This window comes from Streptomyces sp. NPDC055243 (assembly GCF_044544025.1).
In the GTDB taxonomy this organism is placed as follows: domain Bacteria; phylum Actinomycetota; class Actinomycetes; order Streptomycetales; family Streptomycetaceae; genus Streptomyces.
In genome coordinates, this window is record NZ_JBITWR010000010.1 from 82090 (window position 1) to 101934 (window position 19845).

The window sequence follows — 19845 nt, forward strand, 5'->3', positions numbered from 1 at the left end:
GGCCCCTCGCCACCCAGACCGGAGCCGAGGGGCGGCGCAGGCCGCTGTGGCGCGGCGCCGAGGCGCACGGCCCGGACGACGCGTCCGGCGAGCGCGACCCCTGGCCGGTGCTTCCGGTTGCCGTCGTGGCGATCGCCGCCGTGGTGCTCGGCACGGGCTTCTTCCACGCCTTCACCGGACGCGGCACGCTGTTCCCCTCCGGCACGGTCGGCTGGTCCCTCGCCGTCCTCACCGGCCTCATCGTCGGCCACCTCGTCGCGCTCGGCCGCGACCGCTGGTGGGGCGGCACCGGCTCGGGCGGCGCGCTCACCGTCGCCGTCCTCCTGCTGTACGGCTGGGTGCCCGCCGGCATGGTCAGCCTCACCGTCGTCGTCCTGGTCGGCGTCGCGCGCCGCCACCGCTGGCGCCAGGGCATCCTGCACGGCGCGGTCGACATCCTCGGCATCGGCACGGGCGCCCTGGCCATGGCCGCGTTCGGCACGGCGCCCTCGGTGGAGTCGCCCTGGCTGCCCGAGACCTGGGACCTGTACTCGGCCCCCGAGGTGGCCCTCGCCGCCATCGCCTACCTCGTCGTCACCCGCGTCCTGCTCTGGTACGTCCACGCGCCGCGCACCGGCGCCCTGCCCACGGTCACCCGCACGGCCCTGGTCAGACAGGGCCTCGTCGGCGTCGCGCTGCTCGGCATCGCGCCGCTGATCTGCGTGGTCGCGGCCTCGACGCCCATACTGCTTCCGCTCTTCGCGATTCCCCTGGTCGCGCTCGACTCGACGCTGTGGATCGCGCGGGCCAGGGCCGAGGAGCAGCTGCGCGACCCGCTCACCGGCCTGCCCAACCGGCAGTGGCTCCTGGAGCGGACCTGGACGGCCCTGGACGACGCCGAGCGGATCGGGGCGCGGTCCGCCCTGATGCTGATCGACATGGACCGTTTCCGTTCGGTCAACGACACCCTCGGCCATCTCGCGGGCGACCGGCTGCTCCTGCAGATCGCCGACCGGCTGCGTCTTGCCCTGCCGCGCGGTGCGGAGGCCGCACGGCTGGGCGGTGACGAGTTCGCCGTCCTGCTGCCGATCGCCGACTCCACCACGTCGGCCACCCGCGTGGCACGGTCGCTGGTCGCCGCCCTCGGCTCACCCCTCGACCTCGACGGCCTGACGCTGGTCCTGGAGGCCAGCGCCGGGCTCGCCGTCTTCCCCGACCACGCGATGGACGCCGAGGGCCTGCTGCGGCGCGCGGACGTCGCGATGTACCAGGCCAAGCGGGACCGCACGGGCGTCGAGGTGTACGAGTCCAAGCGCGACTCCAACACCCCCGACCGGCTCGGCCTGCTGGGAGATCTGCGCCGGGCGCTCGACGCGGGTGACGTCGAGCTCCACTACCAGCCGAAGGTCCAGTTCGACGGCCGTGTCGCGGGCCTGGAGGCGCTGGTGCGGTGGGTGCATCCCGAGCGCGGCAAGGTGCCGCCGGACGAGTTCATCGCCATCGCCGAGTCGTCCGGTCTCATGCCGCACCTGACGGAGTACGTCCTGGAGACGGCCCTGTGCCAGGTGGCGAAGTGGCAGGCGATGGGACTCAAGGTCCCCGTCGCGGTGAACGTGTCGCCGCGCGACGTCCACACGCCCGGCTTCGCCGGAGCGGTCGCGGCCCGCCTGGCCCGGCACGGCGTACCGGCGGGGGCGCTGCAGTTGGAAATAACGGAGCACGTCCTGCTGGAGGATCCGCAGCGGGCGGCGGACACCCTGGCGGGTCTGACCGGCCACGGCGTCAAGATGTCGCTCGACGACTTCGGCACGGGGTACTCCTCCCTGGTGCATCTGCGGCGGCTGCCGGTGAGCGAACTGAAGATCGACCGGTCGTTCGTGGCGCGGCTCGCCATCGACAACGAGGACGCGGAGATCGTCCGCTGCACGGTCGACCTCGCGCACTCCCTGGGGCTGCTTGTCGTCGCCGAGGGCGTCGAGGACGACGAGACGTGGGAGCGGTTGCGCGATCTGGGGTGCGACGCGGTGCAGGGGTGGCTCGTGGCCGCGGCGATGCCGCCGGACGAGACGACCGCCTGGCTGCGGGCCCGGGGCTCACGCGGGTGGCGCAGGCCCGTGGACGTCGCCGCCGAGGAGGCGGCGGCCGCCGCGGAGGCCGAGGCCGGCGCCGACATCGTGAAGTAACCGCCGGGTGGGAAGAGGCGGTGTCCGGCGCCGCGGGGGAGCGCCAGGACCCCCGCCGAGGGAATCCGTTTCACGTGCACGGGGCGCGGCCCCATAGGATTGGGCCACAAACCACACACTCACCCCCAGAGGATCGCCGCATGCCTGGCATTACGCGCGAGGAGGTCGCCCACCTCGCCCGCCTAGCACGTCTTGAGCTGAAGGACGAAGAGCTCGACCACTTCGCCGGACAGCTCGACGACATCATCGGCGCGGTCGCCCGCGTCTCCGAGGTCGCCGACCAAGACGTACCGCCGACCTCCCACCCGCTGCCGCTGACGAACGTCATGCGCGCGGACGAGGTCCGTCCGTCGCTCACCCCCGAGCAGGCGCTCTCCGGAGCCCCGGCCCAAGAGCAGCAGCGTTTCAAGGTGCCGCAGATCCTGGGGGAGGACTAACCCACCATGACGGACAGCAAGATCGACATCATCAGGCTCACCGCCGCCGACATCGCCGCGAAGGTCGCCTCCGGCGAGCTCACGGCCGTCGAGGTCACCGAGGCCCACCTCGCCCGCATCGAGGCCGTCGACGAGAAGGTGCACGCCTTCCTGCACGTCGACCGCGAGGGCGCCATCGCGCAGGCCCGCGCCGTCGACGCCAAGCGGGAGAAGGGCGAGAAGCTCGGCCCGCTGGCCGGCGTGCCGCTCGCGCTCAAGGACATCTTCACCACCGAGGGCATCCCGACCACGGTCGGCTCCAAGATCCTCGAGGGCTGGATCCCGCCGTACGACGCGACCGTCACGCGCAAGCTGAAGGAAGCCGACGTCGTCATCCTCGGCAAGACCAACATGGACGAGTTCGCCATGGGGTCCTCCACCGAGAACAGCGCGTACGGCCCCACCGGCAACCCGTGGGACCTCACCCGCATCCCCGGCGGCTCCGGCGGCGGCTCCAGCGCCGCCCTCGCCTCGTACGAGGCACCGCTCGCCATCGGCACGGACACCGGCGGCTCCATCCGCCAGCCCGCGGCCGTCACCGGCACGGTCGGCGTCAAGCCCACCTACGGCGGCGTCTCGCGCTACGGCATGGTCGCGTTCTCGTCCTCCCTCGACCAGGGCGGCCCCTGTGCCCGCACGGTCCTGGACGCGGCGCTCCTGCACGAGGTCATCGCCGGGCACGACGAGCTCGACTCGACGTCCATCGACGCCCCGGTCCCGCCGGTCGTCGAGGCCGCGCGCAACGGCTCCGTACAGGGCATGCGCGTCGGTGTCGTCAAGCAGTTCGCGGGCGAGGGCTACCAGGCCGGTGTCGTCCAGCGCTTCCAGGAGTCGGTCGCCCTGCTCAAGGAGCTCGGCGCCGAGATCGTCGAGCTGGACTGCCCGTCCTTCGACCTGGCGCTCTCCGCGTACTACCTGATCGCGCCCTCCGAGTGCTCGTCGAACCTCGCGCGCTTCGACGCCATGCGTTACGGCCTGCGCGTCGGCGACGACGGCACGAAGTCCGCCGAGGACGTCACCGCCCTGACCCGCGAGGCGGGCTTCGGCGACGAGGTCAAGCGCCGCGTCATCCTGGGCACGTACGCCCTGAGCTCCGGCTACTACGACGCGTACTACGGAAGCGCCCAGAAGGTCCGCACCCTGATCACGAAGGACTTCGAGAAGGCCTTCGAGCAGGTCGACGTGATCGTCTCGCCCGCGACGCCCACCACCGCCTTCCCGATCGGCGAGCGCGCCGACGACCCGATGGCGATGTACCTCGCGGACGTGTGCACCATCCCGTCGAACATGGCGGGCAACGCCGCCATGTCGCTGCCCTGCGGCCTCGCGCCGGAGGACGGCCTGCCCGTCGGACTGCAGATCATCGCCCCCGCCATGAAGGACGACCGCCTTTACAAGGTGGGCGCTGCCGTCGAGGCCGCCTTCGTGGAAAGGTGGGGGCACCCGCTGCTTGAGGAGGCACCGTCACTGTGAGTCCCATGACTGCCAAGGCCAAGGGCTTCAAGAAGTCCAAGCCCGGCGCGTACCTGTCGATCGCCACCACCGCGTTCAGCGCCGTCGCCGTCGTCAAGCAGGCCCGAATGGCCCGCAAGGACAACGACACGCTCCGGCTCGTGGACGCCGCTGTCTCCGCCGCCGCCATCGCCACCGGCCTCGCTCTGCTCCTTCGTGAGCTGAAGAAGCTCGGCGACGACGACGTCCTGCTGGGTTGAGAGGGAAAGTTTCACCGTGACTGTCACGACTGACCTGGTGTCGTACGAGGAAGCCCTCGCGACGTACGACCCCGTCATGGGCCTGGAGGTCCATGTCGAGCTGGGCACCAAGACGAAGATGTTCTGCGGCTGCTCCACCGAGCTCAAGCAGGACGCCAACAGCCAGACCTGCCCGACCTGTCTCGGACTGCCCGGCGCCCTGCCGGTGGTCAACGAGATCGGCGTCGAGTCCGCCATCAAGATCGGTCTCGCGCTGAACTGCGAGATCGCCGAGTGGTGCCGCTTCGCCCGGAAGAACTACTTCTATCCGGACATGCCGAAGAACTTCCAGACCTCTCAGTACGACGAGCCGATCGCCTTCAACGGCTATCTGGACGTCCAGCTGGAGGACGGCGAGGTCTTCCGCGTGGAGATCGAGCGCGCCCACATGGAGGAGGACACCGGCAAGTCCACGCACGTCGGTGGCGCGACGGGCCGTATCCACGGCGCTTCGCACTCGCTCCTTGACTACAACCGCGCGGGCATCCCGCTCATCGAGATCGTCACCAAGCCGATCGAGGGCGCGGGCGAGCGGGCCCCCGAGGTCGCCAAGGCGTACGTCGCCGAGCTGCGCGAGGTCATCAAGGCGCTGGACGTGTCCGAGGCCCGGATGGACAAGGGCCAGATGCGCTGCGACGTGAACCTCTCCCTGCGCCCGCACGGGCGCGAGGAGTTCGGTACGCGCTCGGAGACGAAGAACGTCAACTCGCTCCGTTCCGTGGAGCGTGCGGCGCGCTTCGAGATCCAGCGCCACGCGGCCGTCCTGAACGGCGGCGGCACGATCATCCAGGAGACCCGTCACTTCCACGAGGAGGACGGCTCCACGACGTCGGGCCGCATCAAGGACAACGCCGAGGACTACCGGTACTTCCCGGAGCCCGACCTCGTCCCCGTCGCCCCGGCCCGCACCTGGGTCGAGGAACTGCGTGCCGGTCTCCCCGAGATGCCGCGCGTGCGCCGCAACCGCCTCCGCGAGGAGTGGGGCGTCTCGGAGCACGACATGCAGTCGATGCTGAACGCGGGCGCGGTCGACCCGATCGTCGCCACCATCGAGGCGGGCGCCGACGCGGCCGCCGCGCGCAAGTGGTGGATGGGCGAACTGGCCCGCAACGCCAACGAGACGGGCAAGGCCCTCGACGAGCTCCCGGTCACCCCGGTGCAGGTCGCCCGGGTCGCCGAGCTCGTCGCCAAGGGCGACCTGAACGACAAGCTGGCGCGCCAGGTCTTCGAGGGTGTCCTCGCGGGCGAGGGCACGCCGGACGAGGTCGTCGAGAAGCGCGGCCTGAAGGTCGTCTCGGACGAGGGCGCGCTGACGACCGCCGTGGACGAGGCGATCGCGGGCAACCCCGCCATCGCCGACAAGATCCGCAGCGGCAAGGTCGCGGCGGCCGGTGCGCTGGTCGGCGCGGTCATGAAGGCGACCCGGGGTCAGGCCGACGCGGCCCGCGTCAAGGAACTGATCCTGGAGAAGCTGGGCGTGGAGGGCTAGCCTCTCCGGCTCGTACGGCATCCAGGGCGGCGCACCTTTCGCGGGGCGCCGCCCTGCGCGTGCGCCGCCTGAACCGCCCCTGCGCGGCGGATTTTTCCCGCCCGCCCACCCGATTGCCCCGGAGCGGCCGAGTGGGTGGGCGGGGCGCTGTCCGGCCGGGCCGAGCCGCGCCGTTCCCGCCGCGATGTCGCGTGGCCGCGCGGCTTACGCTGTGGGACGTCCGTCCCGCCGAACCACCGCCCCACCCGGGCCACGGAGCATCCCCCTGAACACCGTCACCGCCGAGATCCTCTCCGTGGGCCTGCTGCTCGCCGTGCTCGCGTTCGCCGTCGTACGGCCCCGGCAGTGGCCCGAGGCCGCCGCCGCGCTGCCCGCCGCCGGGATCGTCGTGGGGCTCGGGGCCGTGTCGCCGCAGCACGCGCTCGACGAGGTGCAGAGCCTGCTGCCGGTCGTGGGGTTCCTCGCCGCCGTGCTCGTGCTGGCTCAACTCTGCGCGGACGACGGGCTCTTCGCCGCCGCCGGGGATCTCGTCGCCCGGCTCTGCGGCGGGCGGACCAAGGCGCTGCTCGGCGGGGTCTTCGGCGTCGCCGCCCTGATCACCGCCGTGCTGAGTCTCGACGCCACGGTCGTGCTGCTCACACCGGTCGTCTTCGCCACCGCCGCCCGCGTCGGGGCCAGGCCCCGGCCGCACGTCTACGCCACCGCCCACCTGGCCAACTCGGCGTCGCTCCTGCTGCCCGTCTCCAACCTCACCAACCTGCTTGCCCTCACCGCCAGCGGGCTGACCTTCACGCGGTTCGCGCTGCTCATGGCGTTGCCGTGGCTGGTCGCCATCGGCATCGAGTACGTCGCCTTCCGGCGGTACTTCGCCGCCGATCTGGACGCGGGCGCCCTGGAGCCCAAGGAGACCGAGCCGACGCCGGTGCCGGTGTTCACCCTGGTCGTCCTCGGGCTGACGCTCGTCGGGTTCGTGGCGACCTCGCTCGTGGGCCTCGAACCCCTGTGGGCCGCCCTCGCGGGGGCTGTGGTGCTCGCCGGCCGTGCGCTGCTGCGCAAACGTACGACCGCCAGGCGGATCGTCCACGCCGCGGGCCCGTTGTTCTGCCTGTTCGTGCTCGCGCTCGGCGTCGTCGTCAAGGCGGTCGTCGACAACGGCCTGGGCTCCGGGATCGAGTGGCTCCTGCCGGACGGCGCCTCACTGCCCGCGCTGCTCGCCGTGGCGGCCGTGGCCGCCGTGCTCGCCAACCTGATCAACAACCTGCCCGCGATCCTCGCCCTCCTTCCCGCCGTCGCCCCCGCGGGCCCCGGCCCCGTCCTCGCCGCGCTGATCGGCGTCAACATCGGCCCGAACCTGACGTACGTCGGCTCCCTCGCGACCCTGCTGTGGCGCCGCATCCTGCACGACCACGGCACGGACGCCGACCTGCGGACGTTCACCGTGCTCGGCGTGCTGACCGTGCCGGCGACGCTCGCGGCGTCCACGGTGGCGCTCTGGGCGGGGCTCCTGATCGGCTCCTGAATCGGCACACAGGCCCCGCTTTTCACTCCAGGCCCATCCGTTCACGCCGACTTCGTCCTCAAGTCTTCACAGGGATACCCGACTTCACTAGCGTCCCGGCGGAGCAGACCAATGGATCAGCGGAGAACCATTGGCCGTCGACTGGAGGTCGTACGTGTCCCCGGAGATATCGCGCAGGCGGCTCATGGCAGTCGGCGGTGGCGCACTCGGCGCCGCCGCCGTCGGATCCTTCCTGCCGCCGTCACTGCAGCAGGCACTGGCGGACGACCGGCGCAAACCCGGCAGCGGCGGGCTCGACTCGATCGAGCACGTCGTCATCCTGATGCAGGAGAACAGGTCCTTCGACCACTACTTCGGCGCCCTGCGCGGCGTACGCGGCTTCGGCGACCGCAACGCCATCCGGCTCCCGAGCGGCAAGTCCGTGTTCGAGCAGCCGGGCGTGCTGACCACCGTCCTGCCCTTCCCGGTCCGCGAGGCCGCGGCGGCGCAGAAGAAGGACCTTCAGTACATCGGCGCCCTCGACCACTCCTGGAGCGGCGGCGCCAAGGCCTGGCACGACGGCTGGATGGACGGCTGGATCACCGCCAAGACGGCCGCGACCATGGCGTACTACACGCGCGACGACATCCCGCTGCACTACGAACTCGCCGACACCTTCACCGTCTGCGACGCCTACCACTCGTCCATCCACACCTCCACGAGCCCCAACCGCAACCACCTGTGGAGCGGCAAGACCGGCTTCGAGGCGAGCGGCAAGCGGGCCGTCGAGAACGACGCGTACGACGAGGGCAGGCACCCCGGATACGACTGGGGGACGTACGCCGAGCGCCTGGAGAAGGCGGGCGTGAGCTGGCAGACGTACACGGAGTGGGAGAACTTCACCGACAACCAGATCGAGTTCTTCACCACCTTCAAGGCCATCGCACGCAAGGTCCTGGCCAAGACCGGCCTGACCTTCATGGAGGCCTTCTACGCCAAGGTGCGCGACGCCAAGGACGAGGCCGAGCGCGCGAAGCTGCTCGCCACCCTGGAGGAGGGCGTCGCCACCCTCACCAAGAGGGAGAAGTCGCTCTTCGAGCGCGGGCTCCGGCGCGTGCCCACCGGCAAGCTCGCCGAGGAGTTCGCCAAGGACGTCGCGGGCGGCAAGCTGGCGAAGGTCAGCTATCTGGTGCCCTCCGCCCTGGACTCCGAGCACCCCAGCGTCTCCTCGCCCATCCACAGCGCCACCATCGTCTACAAGGTCCTGGACGCCCTCGCCTCGCACCCCGAGGTATGGCGCCGCACCGCCGTCTTCATCAACTACGACGAGAACGACGGCTTCTTCGACCACGTCCCGCCGCCCGTGCCCGGCGGCGACAGCGCCGAGGCGAAGGAGGAGCGCTGGGACGGCAAGCCCACCGGCCTCGGGGCGCGCGTCCCCATGCTCGTCGTCTCGCCCTGGACCGTCGGCGGCTACGTCACCTCCGAAGTCTTCGACCACACCTCGGTCGTGCGCTTCCTGGAGAAGTGGACCGGCGTCAAGGAACCCAACATCAGCGCCTGGCGCCGCAAGGTCACCGGTGACCTCACCGGCGCCTTCGACTTCAAGCGCGGCCACCGGCAGCCCGAGGTCGATCAGCCCGGCGCCATCCCCGCGTTCAGCGGCCGCTGGTCCCCGCAGCCGCCCCTGAAGCAGTCCATGCCGGTCCAGGAGCCCGGCACCCGCCGCGCCCGCCCGCTGCCCTACCAGCCCGACGCGTACGCGAAGCCGGGCGAGAGCGGTGCTCTCTCGGTGCGGCTGCGCAACGGCGGCAGCTCCAGCGCGCACTTCGCGCTCTATCCGTACGCCGGCGAGTTCGCGACCCCGCAGCACCAGGACGTCGTGCGCACGGGCTCCTGGACCGTGCCCGTGAAGGGGGACGCGTACGCCTTCACGATCACCGGGCCGAACGGCTTCCGGCGCGAGTTCGCGGGCCGCAAGGACGGCGGCGCGCAGCTCGCCTCCGCGATCACCCGCCGCGAGCTCCACGTCACCCTCGCCAACCGGGGCCGCAAGGAGCTGATCTTCACGGTCAAGCCCCTGGGATACGTGGACAAGGCGGACATCAGGTCGCGGACGCGGATCGTCCGCGTCAAGGCGGGCAGCAGCCGCACGATCGCCTGGCACACGGACGACGAGCACGGCTGGTACGACATTCAGGCGACAGCGGCGGGCGAGCCTGCTTTCCGGCGCCGTCTGATGGGGCACATAGAGAACGGACGCGCGAGCGTGTCGGGCTGAAGCCCCAGTTCTCAGGGTGTGCGAGGTCCCGATGGGGCCTCGCACACCCTTTGTGACCTTGTGAGGAAACCCACGAACGAGACCAACGATCTCCAGAGGCTGTCAAAGTGTCTCTGGCGCTTATGTCGTCGCTCATGCGTTCTTTGCGGGCTGTTCAGTTCATTCAAGACGGTTCCCGATAAAGATCCACGAAACATCCCAGGGAGCTCGTCAGTGGCAGCACTCGCACGGTGGTGTGTGAAGCACCGTCTCCTGGCAGTTCTGCTCTGGCTTGTCGCCCTCGGCGGCGCCGCGAGCGCCGCGGCCGTCGCCGGATCCGCGTACTCGAACGACTACGACGTGCCCGGCACCGAGTCGGGCCGCGCGACCCAGCTCCTGAACGAGGGCTTCGAGGGGCTCGGCGGCGACAGCAACACCGTCGTCTGGCGGACCGAGGCGGGCACGACGGTGCGCGCGGCCGACGTCGAGCAGACGATGACCACCGCCCTCGACACGATCGAGCGCATGCCCGCGGTGGCCTCCGTCAGCAGTCCCTACACGGAGCGCGGCGCCGCACAGATCAGTGACGACGCCCGCATCGCGTACGCGAACGTCACCTTCCACGAGCAGGCCGACGCCGTCGACAAGGCGGACGCACAGGCCCTCGTCGACACCGCGAAGGCCGCCGGTTCGGACAGCCTGGACGTCGCGCTCGGCGGCAGCGCCGTCGGCCTGACCGAGACCAAGAGCGCGCAGACCGCCGAGATCGTCGGGGTCGCCGTCGCCGCCGTCGTGCTCTTCCTCGCCTTCGGCTCGCTCGCCGCCTCGGTCCTGCCCATCGCCACGGCGCTGGTGTCGGTCGGCACGGCGTACGCCGGGATCGTGCTCCTCGGGCACTTCATGACCGTCGCGGACTTCGCGCCGATGCTGGGCACCCTGATCGGGCTCGGCGTCGGCATCGACTACGCGCTGTTCATCGTGACCAGACACCGCAAGGGCCTCAAGCAGGGCCTTCCGGTGGCCGTCGCCGCGGAGCGCGCGGTCGCCACCACCGGACGCGCGGTCGTCTTCGCGGGCGCCACCGTGTGCATAGCGCTGCTGGGCATGCTCATCCTGCGGCTCAGCTTCCTCAACGGCGTCGCGATCGCCGGTTCGCTGACCGTGCTGCTCACCGTCGCCGCATCCGTGACGCTGCTTCCCGCGCTCCTGTCCTGGATCGGCCCGCGCGCGCTCAGCCGCCGCGAACGGCGCGCCCTCGCCGAACACGGCCCCGCCCCCGAGCTGCCCACCGGGCTCGCCGCCCGCTGGTCCGCCTTCGTGGAGCGGCACCCCAAGCTGCTCGGCGGTGTCGCCGTCGCCGTGATGGCACTCCTCGCCCTGCCCACGCTCTCCTTGCACCTGGGCACGTCCGACCAGGGCAACAACCCCGCGTCGGCCACCACACGCCAGGCCTACGACCTGCTCGCGGACGGCTTCGGGCCCGGCGTGAACGGCCCGCTCACGCTCGTCACGGACGTCCAGGGAGCGGGCGACCGGCTCGCCCTCGCCAACCTCGGCTCCACGCTCGAATCGACCCGGGGCGTCGCCTCCGTCAGCCCCGTCACGTACGACGCGGACGGCACCGCCGCCCACATCACCGTCGTACCGGACTCGTCCCCCCAGTCCGAGCGGACCAGCGAGCTGGTCGACCGGCTGCGCGGCGACGTGCTGCCCAGGGCCGAGGCCGACACCTCGCTCGACCTCCAGGTCGGCGGCGTCACGGCCAGCTACGACGACTTCGCCGAGATCATCGTCGGCAAGCTGCCGCTCTTCGTTGGCGTGGTCATCGGCCTCGGCTGCGTCCTGCTCCTGCTCGCCTTCCGGTCCATCGGCATCCCGCTGAAGGCCGCCGCGATGAACGTGGCGGCGGTGGCATCGGCCTTCGGGGTCGTCGTCGCGATCTTCCAGTGGGGCTGGGGGAGCGAGCTGCTCGGCCTGGGGTCCGCCGGGCCGATCGAACCCTTCCTGCCCGTGATCATGGTGTCCGTCCTCTTCGGGCTCTCCATGGACTACCAGGTCTTCCTGGTCAGCCGGATGTACGAGGAGTGGCTGGAGACCGGCGACAACCGGCGGGCCGTCCGCGTCGGCCTCGCCGAGACGAGCCGCGTGATCAACTCCGCGGCCGTGATCATGATTTCGGTCTTCCTCGCCTTCGTCCTGAGCGGCGACCGGGTCATCGCGATGTTCGGCATCGGCCTCGCGGCGGCGGTCGCACTCGACGCGTTCGTCCTGCGTACGTTGCTGGTGCCCGCCCTGATGCACATGCTCGGCGGCGCCAACTGGTGGCTGCCGCGCGGCCTCGACCGCTGGCTGCCGCGCATCAGCATCGAGCCCCCGGAATGTCGTTCGAACACGGCCGTCGTGAGTGCGAGGATCTCGATGCAACGGGACACGCACGACGCATCGGTCGTGGAGCCGGACGGACTGAAGGAGCGGGATGTTCGCGATATCGCTGGGCGAGGGCGCTGAGCTGAGGCCCATCGAGCCGTGGCAGGCGCAGGAGTTCCTCACGCACATCGAGCGGGCGCGCGAGTACGCGGCGCCGTGGGTGCCCCTGACCGCGCTGACGACCGACCTCGCGTCGGCCCGGGAGCGGCTCCAGGTGTACGCCGACAAGCAGGCCGCCGACACGGGCCGCCTCTACGGCATCTGGCTGGACGACACGCTCGTCGGCGGAGTGCTCTTCCGGATCTTCGACACGGCGAACGAGAGCTGTGAGGTCGGCGTCTGGCTCGAGCCCTCGGCCGCCGGGCGCGGGCTGATCACGAAGGCGAGCCGGGTCGTCATCGACTGGGCGGTGGACGCGCGCGGCATGCACCGCGTGGAGTGGCTGGCCTCATCGGCGAACGACCGCAGCATCGCGGTGGCCAAGCGGCTCGGGATGACCAAGGACGGGGTGCTGCGGGAGAGCTTCCCCTGGCAGGGCGTGCGGCACGACATGGAGGTGTGGTCGGTGCTCGCTCCGGAGTGGCGCAAGGCGCGCGAGGCCCGGGAAGCGGAGGCCGCCGGGCGTGCCGTCGGCGGCGACGCGGCTCGTTAAGAAACTTCTCAGACTCCGTCCGTACGGTGCGGAGCATGGGAATTAAGACAGAGGACGAGACCGCGGCCGAGGCGGCCGCAAAGCCCGCAGAGCCGGAGGCCGCGGACACCAAGGACGCCGAGGTCACCAAGGACGCCGAGGGTGCCACCAAGGTGGACGCCACCAAGGCGGACGCCGTCGAGGGCGACGACGTCGATGACGACGACGAGCTCGTCGTGGTCGAGGAGGTCGCTCCGGCGAAGTCCACCGGCGTGTTCCAGGGCGCCGCGGCCGTCGTCTCCGCCGCTCTCGGTGTGATCGGCCTCTCCGGCGGCTGGCTCGGCACGGTCGCCGCGGCCCGCTCGAACATCGTCGGTCAGCTGGAGACCAAGCAGTCGGCCAGCGTCGCCGACCAGATCCAGGCCCTGTACGGCGACTCCTGGCAGATCACGGCGCTGATCGCCGGAGCCTTCGCGCTCGCCGCGCTGGTCGTCGGGTTCGTCGTCCTGGTCAGGCCCGCGTTCGGCGCACCCGACCAGGTGCAGGCGCCGTGGATCAAGTCGGTGGCCTGGGCGGGTGTCGCCCTCGGCGTCATCGGCCTGCTGCTCGCCATCGCCAAGTACTCGGACCTCATCTTCGGGCTGCCGTCGACGAGTTGATGGCAACGCAGTGTTCGTGACGCCGGTGAGCTGAAACCGCAGCTCACCGGCGTTCTGCGTAGGCGGACCCGGGGCAGGGCCTTAGGCAGGCCTCCGGGTTCCTGAGGCCCTAAGGCCCCCTCCCACCCGCCTAAGGCCCCCGGCCCCCTCAAGATGCGGCACTCTCCCGATGTGCCACCCCTGCCTGGGAGACGAAAGTAAAGGCATCGCGGAAAGCGAAGCCGGACACGGCCGTCACACCAGCTCAGGGAGTCGAAATGTTCGAGTACGAGATGCACCAGCTGCGCGCCGCCGACCTCACCCGCGAGGCCGACCGCCGCCGCCTGCTGCGCGAGGCCCGCGAGGCCAAGGCGGCCCGCCGCTGCTCGGCCCGTCATGAATCCGAGGGGCGGGTGAGTACCGGCCAGTGGAGGACCCGCTTCACCCGGGCCGCGTGATGGGCGCGGGGGCTTCTGCCCTCGGAATATCCGCTGCCACCACGCATGCGCCCTGTGCGATGCTCACCGCTGTGGAGACCAGGTCCGTAAGCCCCGTGTTCGTCGGCCGCTCCGACGAACTGGGCGTACTGAACGACGCACTCGCCCGTGCCAAGGGGAAGACCCCCGGCACGGGCGAGCCGCAGGCGTTGCTGCTCGGCGGCGAGGCGGGCGTCGGCAAGACCCGCCTCATCGAGGAGTTCACCGCGGCGGCCCGCGCCGAGGGCGCCGTCGTCGCGCTCGGCGGCTGCGTCGAGATCGGCGCGGACGGTCTGCCCTTCGCCCCCTTCTCCAGCGCCCTGCGCTCCCTGCGCCGCCAGCTGCCCGACGAGGTGGACGCCGCGGTCGCCGACCAGGAGGGCGAGCTCGCCCGGCTCCTTCCCGAACTGGGCGAGGCCCCGCAGCGCCGCAGGGGCACCGACGCCCAGCACGACGAGGAGGGCATGGCCCGCCTCTTCGAGCTGACCGTCCGCCTCCTGGAGCGGCTCGCCGCCGACCGCCCGGTCGTCGTCGCCCTGGAGGACCTGCACTGGGCCGACGCCTCGACCCGCCACCTCCTCGCCTACCTCTTCCGCACGCTGCGCAGCGGCCGCCTCGTCGTCGTCGCGACGTACCGCGCCGACGACATCCACCGCCGCCACCCGCTGCGCCCGCTCCTCGCCGAGCTCGACCGCCTGCGCACGGTGCGGCGCATCGAACTGCCCCGATTCAGCAAGGACGAAGTCGCCCGGCAGATGGCGGGCATCCTCAGCGCCGAGCCCGCGCCGTCCCTGGTGGACGACATCTTCGACCGCTCGGACGGCAACGCCTTCTTCGTCGAGGAGCTCGCGGTCGCCGCGCACGGCGGCAGCTGCGCGAGCCTCTCGGACTCCCTGCGCGATCTCCTTCTCGTACGCGTCGAGGAGCTGCCCGAGAACAGCCAGCGGGTGGCCAGGATCGTCGCCGAGGGCGGCTCGAACGTCGAGTACCCGCTGCTCGCCGCGGTCGCCGGGCTCGCGGAGGACGACCTGATCGAGGCGCTGCGGGCCGCCGTCGGCGCCAACATCCTGCTGCCCTCGCCCGACGGCGACGGCTACCGCTTCCGGCACTCCCTGGTGCGCGAGGCCGTCGGCGACGATCTGCTGCCCGGTGAACGCTCCCGGATCAGCCGCCGCTTCGCCACGGTCCTCGAAGCCGACCCCTCACTCGTCGCCGCCGACCAGCGCGCCACGCGCCTGGCCAGCTACTGGTACCACGCGCACGACGCGGCCAAGGCGCTCCCGGCGGTCCTGCGGGCCTCCGTCGAGGCCCGCCGCCGCTATGCGTACGCCGAGCAACTGAGCCTCCTCGAACGGGCGATGGAGCTGTGGGACGGCGCCCCCGAAGACGTACGCCTCGACCTGCGCCCCCTGGATTACGCCGAGGTCTACCCGCCCTGCGGCTGCGACCCCGCCACCACCCCGCTGCACTACCTCGACCTCATGGCGGAGGCCGCCGTCGCCGGCCGTCTCTGCGGTGAGCGGGAGCGCGCCCTGAAGATCACCAAGCGTGCGCTGCGGGAACTGGCGGACGGACACGACCCGCTGCGCGCCGCCTGGTTCTGGATCCAGCGCTCCCGGCTCATCTCGACGCTCGCCCGGGGCGACGGCTGGGCGGAGATAGCCACCGCGCAGGAGCTGGTCCGGGGCCTTCCGCCGTCCGAGGTGCACGCGGAGGTCCTCACCAACGTCGCCTCCTGGGGCATGCTCCACAACCCCGGCGCCGAGACCCTGGCGGCGGCCCAACGAGCCGTCGAGTACGCCCGGATGGTCAAGGCCGAGGAGATCGAACTCAACGCCCGGCTCATCCTCGGCGGCCTCCTGGTCGACGCGGGCGACGTCGAGCACGGGTTCGCGGAGATGTACGCGGTCAGGGACCGGTGCGTGGCGCCGCCGGGCCTGGTCTCCCGCATCCCGCACATCCACATCAACCTGCCCTCCGTGCTCGAAGGCGCGGGCCGCTCCCTGGAGTCCCTGAAGGTGAGCGACCAGGGCCTGGCGCTCTGCCGCAAGTACGGCCTCACGGACACCGAGAGCTGGGTCCAGGTCAACAAGGCGGAGACCCTTGTCTCGCTCGGCCGTTGGGACGAGGCGGTCGACGCCTCCGAGGCGGCCCGCCGCGGCGCGCTCAGCGTCAAGCCCCGGGCCGGTGCGGCCCTGCAGCTCGCCTTCCTCTGCCTCGGCCGCGGTGACGTGTCCGAAGCCGCCGCCCAACTGGCCGCGGCCCGGGGCCACTACGGCTCGCACGACCTCATGCCGCAGTACTCCCTCCCTCTGGTCACCGCCGCCCTCGGCATCGCGGCGGCCGACCCCGACCGCGCGGCCGGTGTCGCGTCGGCGCGCGCCGAGCTCGGACAGGCCCTGGCCACGGGCTTCCCGCCCGGCACCCAGCGCTACACCTGGCCCCTGCTGCTGGCCGCCGCCACCTCGGAGGCCGACAGCCGCGGCCTGCCCGCCGCCGAGCCCGGACGGACCGAGGCCATCGAGAGCATCCGCCGAGCCGCCAAGAAGCTCCCCTCACCCATGCCGGTCTGGGCGGCCCACGAGAAGTGGGTACGCGCCGAACTCCTGCGCGCCGAGGACCGCGACGCCCCCGCCGACTGGTCCGCCGCCGTCTCCGCGTTCGAACCCCTCGACCGCCCCTACGACCTCGCCCGCACCCGCCTCCGCCTCGCCGAGTCCCTCCTCGCGGCCGCTGCCTCGGCCCCTGCGGGCCCGGGCGCCGAAGCGGACCGTGAGCGTGCCGCCTGTCTGCTGCGGCAGGCCCGCGAGGTGGCCGAGCGCCTGAAGGCCCGGCCCCTCGCCGAGTCCGTCTCGGGGCTCGCCCAGCGCGCCCGCCTCACCCTGAACGAGCATGCCCACGACCACGGCACCGCGAGCCCCCACCTCACCCCGGTCGACCCCGCGGAGGCGCTCGGTCTCACCAGCCGGGAGCGGGACGTGCTCCGCCGCGTCGCCGCGGGCCGCAGCAACCGCCAGATCGCCGAGGAGCTCTTCATCTCCCCGAAGACGGCGAGCGTCCACGTCTCCAACATCCTCGCCAAGCTGGGCGTGGCCGGCCGGGGCGAGGCGGCGGCGCTGGCCCACCGCCTGCGCCTGTTCCCCGCGGAACGAGCCAAAACCGCCGGCTGACCTGCGCTTTTCCGGTGCCGGACGGTTCCGGAGGGTTCCGGGGGCGCTCGCTTACGCTGGTAGGAGGAACCCGGCCGCCAGGAGGCGCAGTGTTCAACCCGATCGAGCTTTTCCAGCCCGGCCGCAAACACACGGACGACGAGCAGAAGCGGCTGGAGCTGAGCCGGGTCGACGTGGCCGACGGCGATCCCAGCCGCGGCCCGATAGACCTGACCTCCGGCAAGGTGGTGGTGAGGGTGCCACAGCAGGCAGAAGCGGAGCCGTATCCGGAAACCGAGCGGGAACCGACGGACGTCAATCCGGGCCCCGCGGCCGACGCCGCACCCCAGCCGGACCCCGCGCCCGCCCCCGACCCCGAGCCGGGCCCCGCGGCCGACGCCGCACCCCAGCCGGACCCCGCGCCCGCCCCCGACCCCGGCTCTTCGCCCGAGAAGTAGTCGCCCGCCCTGGTCTCCTCCTGCTACTTCACCCTGCTACTTCACCGTCACCTCGAGAATCTTGTCGTCCCCCTCCTCCGGGGTGCCCCGGGAATCCGTCTCGTTCGTCACCAGCCACAGCTTGTCGCCGCCCGCCGCGACCACCGTGCGCAGACGGCCGTGCTTGCCCTCCAGGAACGACTGGGGCTCCACGGTGCCGTCCACACCGCGGACCGGGATGCGCCACAGGCGCTCGCCGCGCAGGCCCGCCATCCAGACCGAGCCCTCGGCATAGGCGATGCCGCTGGGGGAGGCCTCCGAGGTCTTCCACTGGGCCACCGGGTCGTGGAAGCCCTCCTCGTCGCCCTTGCCCTCCGCCTCCGGCCAGCCGTAGTTGTCGCCGGCCTTGATCTCGTTCAGCTCGTCCCAGGTGTCCTGGCCGAACTCCGCGGCCCAGAGCCGCTTCTCCTCGTCCCAGGCCAGGCCCTGCACATTGCGGTGGCCGTACGAGTAGACGGGGGAGTCGCCGAAGGGGTTGCCGGGGGCCGCTTCGCCGTCCGGGGTCAGGCGCAGGATCTTGCCGCCCAGCGACTTCTTGTCCTGGGCCAGGCCCGTGTCACCCGTCTCGCCCGTGCCCGCGTACAGCATCTTGTCGGGGCCGAAGGCGATCCGGCCGCCGTTGTGGACCACCCCCTTGGGGATGCCCTTGAAGACCGTGTCGGGCGCCCCCAACTGCTGGCCGGAGGGCTTCTTCTCGTCGTACAGCATGCGGGCGACGCGGTTGTCCGACGCGGTGGTGAAGTACGCGTAGACCATGTGGTCCGATGCGTACGACGGAGAGAGTGCCAGGCCCATCAGGCCGCCCTCGCCCGCGGGGGAGACGCCGGGGACCGAGCCCAGTTCGGTCTTCTTTCCCGTCTTGCCGTCGACGCGGGTGATGGTCCCCTCGTCGCGCGAGGACACCAGCAGGTCCCCGCCGGGGAGCGGTGCCAGGCCCCACGGCGACTTCAGGTCCTCGGTGAGGGTCTTGGTGACCTTCGCCGACCCCTTCTCCGGCGGGGCTTCGCCGGCGCGGGGCTTTCCCGTGGACGTCCCGTCCGACGTCGCGGGGCTCGACTCGGCGCTCTTTGAGTTGTCCGGCGTGTCCGAGCCCCCGGACGAGCAACCGGCCGTGAGCACAAGGGCAGCGGCAGCCAATGCGGCCGTGACAGCAGGTCGTTGCACGATCAGGTTCCCTTCGACGCAGCGCTTCTACTGTTCATACACCGCTCGGTCCCGACAGGTTCCCAACCCGGCTTTCCCGACGCGTGGACGTCAGCGCAACAAGGGTCCTGGACGCCAGTGCCACACGCCCGCCGCCGACCTCAGTCCCACGACCCCATCGCCGAAGGCAGCGCCGCGAGCTCCGCCAGATCCGCCCCGGTGAGCCGCAGCGACGCCGCCCCCGCGTTCTGCACCGCCCAGCGGTCCCGCTTCGCCCCGGGAATCGGCACCACGTCACGGCCCTGCGCGAGCACCCACGCCAGCGCCACCTGCGCCGGTGTCGCCCCGTGCCGCTCGGCCACCCGGCGCAGCCCCACCACCAGCGGCTGGTTGGCCGCCATCATCTCGGCGGTGAAACGGGGGTGCCGGGCCCGCACGTCGTCCGGCTCGAAGCCCTGCCCCGGCGTCAGCGTGCCCGTGAGGAAACCGTTCCCCAGCGGCATCGCCGCCAGAAAGCCCACCCCGCGCGATGCGCACCACGGCAGCAGCGTCTCCAGCGCCTCCCGCGACCACACCGAGAGCTCGGCCTCCACCGCGCTGACCGGGAAGACCTGCTGGACCCGCTCCAGCTGCCGGATCGTCCCCTCGTGCAGCCCTCTGCCCTCGCGCCGCGAGGCACGGGCGCCCACCGCGCACAGCCCCAGCGCCCGCACCTTTCCCGCGGCGACGAGCTCGGCCATCGCGCCCCAGGTCTCCTCGACGGGCACCTCGGGATCGGCGCGGTGCAGCTGGTAAAGGTCGATCGTCTCGGTCTGGAGCCGCCGCAGCGAGGCATCGCAGGCCCGCTTCACATAGCCGGGGCGGCCGTTGGCGACGATGTGCTGCTCGCCCACCAGGAGCCCGCACTTGGTGGACACGAAGGCCTCGGCCCGCCGCTCCTTCAGCGCCCGGCCCACGAGGAGCTCGTTGGTGAACGGCCCGTACATGTCCGCCGTGTCCAGCAGGGTCGAGCCCTGGTCGAGCGCGGCGTGCACCGTGCGCAGCGACTCCTCGCCCCGCTGCCGGGAGCCGGTGTACGCCCAGCTCATCGGCATGCAGCCGAGCCCGACCGCACCCACCTCGAGCGCTGTCGCGCCGATCGTCCTGCGGTCCACCTGGCCGTGCCCTCCCACCTCATGTCCGAGCGGCCCCCAACGTAACCTCTGCCTCCCCCTACGCGGCGTGCGGCCTGTGCGCATTAGCCTCCTG

At 71.7% G+C, this 19845-nt stretch carries 15 protein-coding genes; 13 read left to right on the forward strand and 2 right to left on the reverse strand.

Annotated elements, in window-relative coordinates:
* Positions 1-44: 44 nt before the first annotated feature.
* The 13 genes from ACIGXX_RS27530 to ACIGXX_RS27590 all read left to right on the forward strand — a co-directional run bounded on the left by ACIGXX_RS27530 (position 45) and on the right by ACIGXX_RS27590 (position 17415).
* A complete protein-coding gene (locus ACIGXX_RS27530) occupies positions 45-2162 on the forward strand; it encodes a putative bifunctional diguanylate cyclase/phosphodiesterase (protein ID WP_399979933.1) in 2118 nt (705 codons plus the stop codon).
* A 140-nt stretch (positions 2163-2302) separates the two neighbouring features.
* Positions 2303-2599, forward strand: coding sequence for an Asp-tRNA(Asn)/Glu-tRNA(Gln) amidotransferase subunit GatC (gene gatC / locus ACIGXX_RS27535; RefSeq protein ID WP_016642027.1), 297 nt, complete (start codon positions 2303-2305; stop codon positions 2597-2599).
* A 6-nt stretch (positions 2600-2605) separates the two neighbouring features.
* Complete coding sequence (gene gatA, locus ACIGXX_RS27540) at positions 2606-4111, forward strand: Asp-tRNA(Asn)/Glu-tRNA(Gln) amidotransferase subunit GatA (protein WP_351165195.1); 1506 nt, start codon at positions 2606-2608, stop codon at positions 4109-4111.
* Between the two features lie 5 nt (positions 4112-4116).
* Complete coding sequence (locus tag ACIGXX_RS27545; RefSeq protein ID WP_351165679.1) at positions 4117-4350, forward strand: hypothetical protein; 234 nt, start codon at positions 4117-4119, stop codon at positions 4348-4350.
* Positions 4351-4366: 16 nt separating this feature from the next.
* On the forward strand, positions 4367-5878 hold the full coding sequence (gene gatB / locus ACIGXX_RS27550; protein WP_351165198.1) for an Asp-tRNA(Asn)/Glu-tRNA(Gln) amidotransferase subunit GatB: 1512 nt from the start codon (positions 4367-4369) through the stop codon (positions 5876-5878).
* A 211-nt stretch (positions 5879-6089) separates the two neighbouring features.
* On the forward strand, positions 6090-7397 hold the full coding sequence (locus tag ACIGXX_RS27555) for an SLC13 family permease (RefSeq protein WP_399979605.1): 1308 nt from the start codon (positions 6090-6092) through the stop codon (positions 7395-7397).
* Positions 7398-7563: 166 nt separating this feature from the next.
* Entirely contained in the window at positions 7564-9657 is a 2094-nt protein-coding gene (locus ACIGXX_RS27560) for a phosphocholine-specific phospholipase C (protein ID WP_383823107.1), read from the forward strand.
* A 213-nt stretch (positions 9658-9870) separates the two neighbouring features.
* Positions 9871-12144, forward strand: a complete 2274-nt coding sequence (locus ACIGXX_RS27565; RefSeq protein WP_351165202.1) for an MMPL family transporter — start codon at positions 9871-9873, stop codon at positions 12142-12144.
* The gene (locus ACIGXX_RS27570) at positions 12113-12715 is read left to right on the forward strand and encodes a GNAT family protein (protein WP_361465471.1); all 603 of its coding nucleotides are present in this window, start codon (positions 12113-12115) and stop codon (positions 12713-12715) included. Before ACIGXX_RS27565 ends, ACIGXX_RS27570 begins: the two co-directional genes overlap by 32 nt.
* Positions 12716-12750: 35 nt before the next feature.
* Positions 12751-13353: a hypothetical protein gene (locus ACIGXX_RS27575; protein ID WP_399979610.1), complete on the forward strand. Its 603-nt coding sequence runs from the start codon at positions 12751-12753 to the stop codon at positions 13351-13353.
* Between the two features lie 257 nt (positions 13354-13610).
* Complete coding sequence (locus ACIGXX_RS27580; RefSeq protein ID WP_399979613.1) at positions 13611-13790, forward strand: hypothetical protein; 180 nt, start codon at positions 13611-13613, stop codon at positions 13788-13790.
* Entirely contained in the window at positions 13790-16978 is a 3189-nt protein-coding gene (locus ACIGXX_RS27585) for an AAA family ATPase (RefSeq protein ID WP_399979938.1), read from the forward strand. The genes ACIGXX_RS27580 and ACIGXX_RS27585 overlap by 1 nt, the downstream gene beginning before the upstream one ends.
* A gap of 89 nt (positions 16979-17067) precedes the next feature.
* Complete coding sequence (locus ACIGXX_RS27590) at positions 17068-17415, forward strand: DUF6191 domain-containing protein (protein ID WP_399979616.1); 348 nt, start codon at positions 17068-17070, stop codon at positions 17413-17415.
* A 36-nt stretch (positions 17416-17451) separates the two neighbouring features.
* Here the strand turns inward: ACIGXX_RS27590 and ACIGXX_RS27595 are convergent, their stop codons facing one another.
* Positions 17452-18624, reverse strand: a complete 1173-nt coding sequence (locus tag ACIGXX_RS27595; RefSeq protein ID WP_351165685.1) for a PQQ-dependent sugar dehydrogenase — start codon at positions 18622-18624, stop codon at positions 17452-17454.
* A 134-nt stretch (positions 18625-18758) separates the two neighbouring features.
* Positions 18759-19751, reverse strand: a complete 993-nt coding sequence (locus ACIGXX_RS27600) for an aldo/keto reductase (RefSeq protein ID WP_361465462.1) — start codon at positions 19749-19751, stop codon at positions 18759-18761.
* Positions 19752-19845 lie beyond the last annotated feature (94 nt).

What these genes read in the sequence shown, in the direction of transcription:
- gatC (WP_016642027.1), top strand. Translation starts at nt 2,303, where the DNA reads ATGCCTGGCATTACGCGCGAGGAGGTCGCCCACCTCGCCCGCCTAGCA.
- gatA (WP_351165195.1), top strand. Translation starts at nt 2,606, where the DNA reads ATGACGGACAGCAAGATCGACATCATCAGGCTCACCGCCGCCGACATC.
- ACIGXX_RS27545 (WP_351165679.1), top strand. Translation starts at nt 4,117, where the DNA reads ATGACTGCCAAGGCCAAGGGCTTCAAGAAGTCCAAGCCCGGCGCGTAC.
- ACIGXX_RS27570 (WP_361465471.1), top strand. Translation starts at nt 12,113, where the DNA reads ATGTTCGCGATATCGCTGGGCGAGGGCGCTGAGCTGAGGCCCATCGAG.
- ACIGXX_RS27575 (WP_399979610.1), top strand. Translation starts at nt 12,751, where the DNA reads ATGGGAATTAAGACAGAGGACGAGACCGCGGCCGAGGCGGCCGCAAAG.
- ACIGXX_RS27580 (WP_399979613.1), top strand. Translation starts at nt 13,611, where the DNA reads ATGTTCGAGTACGAGATGCACCAGCTGCGCGCCGCCGACCTCACCCGC.
- ACIGXX_RS27585 (WP_399979938.1), top strand. Translation starts at nt 13,790, where the DNA reads ATGGGCGCGGGGGCTTCTGCCCTCGGAATATCCGCTGCCACCACGCAT.